Source organism: Mycobacterium sp. E796 (genome assembly GCF_001672815.1).
Taxonomy (GTDB): domain Bacteria; phylum Actinomycetota; class Actinomycetes; order Mycobacteriales; family Mycobacteriaceae; genus Mycobacterium.
This window is the reverse complement of record NZ_LZKK01000167.1, coordinates 1-2,756: the sequence shown is the minus strand read 5'-3', so window position 1 is coordinate 2,756 and position 2,756 is coordinate 1. Positions and strand designations below refer to the sequence as shown.

Genomic DNA, 2,756 nt, shown 5'->3' with positions numbered 1-2,756 from the left:
GGCGCGCGCAACAGCAACCCGGCCGCGCCGTAGCGGCCCCAGTAGTGGGCGCCGCTGTCGGACACCACCCATCCGTCGCCGTCGCCCTGCACGAGATCAGGATATGCAGGCGACCCCGCCGGTCAATTGACTCGCCTCCCCCCATCCGCCCGAACATTCTCTTAGAATTCGCTTATCCAGGTTCGTGGGCCGAAAGTTATGAGGGCTGAGTAGACGTGACGGTTGAGCTGGCGCACCCGTCGACCGAACCGAAGGGGTCACGGTCGCCGGCCGAACCGGCACATCCGCGCTGGTGGTTCATCTCCACGACGCCCGGCCGCATCCTGACCATCGGGATCGTGCTGGCGGCCCTCGGCGTCTCCAGCGCGTTCGCCACCTCGACGACCATCAACCACCGGCAGCAGGTGCTGTCCACGGTGCTCAACCACACCGAGCCGCTGTCGTTCGCCGCCGGGCGGCTCTACACCACGCTGTCGGTGGCCGACGCCGCGGCGGCCACCGCGTTCATCGCGCAGGCCGAGCCGCGGCCGGTCCGGCAGCGCTACGAGCAGGCCATCACCGACGCCGCGGTGGCCGTGACGAGGGCGTCGAGCGGGCTGACCGACGAACCCCTGGTGCAGTTGCTGGGCCGGCTCAACGCCGAGTTGGCCGTCTACACCGGGCTGATCGAGATCGCGCGGACCAACAACCGGGAAGGCAATCCCGTCGGGTCGTCGTACCTGTCGGAGGCGTCCGGGCTGATGCAGTCGCAGATCCTGCCCGACGCGGCGCAGCTGTACCAGGCGACCTCCGACCGGGTGGACAGCGAAACCACCGCGTCGACGCACTTTCCGGCCCCGGTGATCCTGGTCGTCGCCAGCACGGTGGTCTTCGGCGCGTTCTCGCATCGCTGGCTGGCCCGCCGCACCCGGCGCCGAATCAACCCGGGGCTGGTCGTCGGCGCCCTCGGTATCCTCGTCATGGTGGTATGGGTCGGAACCGCGCTGACCATTTCGACGGCCGCGAGTCGCAGCGCCAAGAACACCGCCGCGGAATCGCTGCGGACCGTCACCAACGTCGCCATCACCGCCCAGCAGGCGCGGGCCGACGAGACGCTTTCGCTGATCCGCCGCGGTGACGAGGAGATGCGCAAGCAGTCGTTCTACCAGCGCATCGACTCCATGCACTCCCAGCTCGACCAGTACATGTCGCGCAGCGACGCCGTCGACAAGCCGGACCTGCAGGGTGCGGATCAGCTCCTGCTGCGCTGGCGGCAGGCCAACGACCGGATCAACTCCTACATCTCGGTGGGCAACTACCGCGCCGCCACCCAGGTCGCGCTCGGCAGCGGCGAGGACGACTCGACGCCCGCGTTCGACAAGCTCGAGGACGAACTCGGCAAGGCCATGGACCAGAGCCGGACCCACCTGCGCAACGACGTGATCAGCGCGCGCAGCGGGTTGTCCGGCGCCCAGGTGGGCGGCGTGGTGCTGTCCCTCGGCGCGGCCATCGCCGTCGCGCTGGGCCTGTGGCCGCGGCTCAGGGAGTACCGGTGATCAGGCGCTGCCTGGGGGCGCTCGCGGCGGTCGGCCTGCTGGCGGGCTGCAGCCACACCGAGACGCTGACCGTGGCCACCGCGCCGACGCTGCCGCCGCCCACGCCGGTCGGCATGCAGCAGCTGCCCCCGCAGCCGCCGCTGCCGCCGGACGACCCGAGCCAGGGCTGCGACCTGACCGCGAGCCTGCGCCCCTTCCCCACCAAGGCCGAGGCCGACGCCGCCGTCGCCGACATCCGGGCCCGCGGCAGGCTGATCGTCGGGCTCGACATCGGCAGCAACCTGTTCAGCTTCCGCGACCCGATCACCGGCGAGATCACCGGCTTCGACGTCGACATCGCCGGCGAGATCGCGCGCGACATCTTCGGCGCCCCCTCGCACGTCGAGTACCGCATCCTCTCGTCGGAGGAACGCGTCACCGCGCTGCAGCGCAACGAGGTCGACGTCGTCGTCAAGACCATGACCATCACCTGTGAGCGGCGCAAGCTGGTGAACTTCTCCACCGTCTACCTCGACGCCAACCAGCGCATCCTGGCTCCCCGCGACTCGCCGATCGTCCGGGCGGCTGACCTGTCCGGCAAGCGGGTCTGCGTGGCCCGGGGCACGACGTCGCTGCACCGGATCCAGCAGATCGACCCGGCGCCGATCATCGTGTCGGTGGTGAACTGGGCCGACTGCCTGGTGGCCATGCAGCAGCGCGAGATCGACGCCGTGAGCACCGACGACTCGATCCTGGCCGGCCTGGTGGAGGAGGACCCGTACCTGCACATCGTCGGGCCGAACATGGCCACCCAGCCGTACGGCATCGGCGTCAACCTGAACAACCCGGGGCTGGTCCGGTTCGTCAACGGCACGCTGGAGCGAATCCGCCGCGACGGGACGTGGAACACGTTGTACCGCAAGTGGCTGACGGTTCTGGGACCGGCGCCCGCCCCGCCCACGCCGAGGTATCTTGACTGATGGCCGAGCCGATGGATTCCGAGGACGTCGGCACCCAGGCGCCCGACGTGCAGACCGGCTCTCAAGCCATCTCAGAGGCGGAGTCGCGGCCGCAGGCCACCCAGGCGCTGTTCCGCCCCGACTTCGACGACGATGACGACGACGACTTCCTGATCCCCGGCATAGACATCGACGCGCCGGAGCGGATGACGGTGGCCACCCGGGTGCTGCCGCCGACCCGGCAGCTGGGCGGCGGGTTGGTCGAGATCCCGCGCGTGCGCGA

Annotated in this window: 3 protein-coding genes and 1 pseudogene; 3 read left to right on the top strand and 1 reads right to left on the bottom strand. The window is 70.1% G+C overall.

Features of this window, described 5'->3' with window-relative positions; genetic code table 11:
- Positions 1 to 92: pseudogene (locus A5706_RS12290) on the bottom strand (DNA mismatch repair protein MutT); the annotation flags it as partial.
- A 123-nt stretch (positions 93 to 215) separates the two neighbouring features.
- On the opposite strand from A5706_RS12290, the gene glnX reads away from it, so the two are divergent.
- From glnX to A5706_RS12275, 3 genes are all read left to right on the top strand, one after another.
- The gene (gene glnX / locus A5706_RS12285) at positions 216 to 1,535 is read left to right on the top strand and encodes a protein kinase G-activating protein GlnX (RefSeq protein ID WP_068130813.1); all 1,320 of its coding nucleotides are present in this window, start codon (positions 216 to 218) and stop codon (positions 1,533 to 1,535) included.
- A complete protein-coding gene (locus A5706_RS12280) occupies positions 1,532 to 2,494 on the top strand; it encodes a glutamate ABC transporter substrate-binding protein (protein WP_068130815.1) in 963 nt (320 codons plus the stop codon). The genes glnX and A5706_RS12280 overlap by 4 nt, the downstream gene beginning before the upstream one ends.
- On the top strand, positions 2,494 to 2,756 hold a 263-nt coding region (locus A5706_RS12275), incomplete at its 3' end, for a serine/threonine protein kinase (RefSeq protein ID WP_304528394.1). The genes A5706_RS12280 and A5706_RS12275, both read left to right, overlap by 1 nt.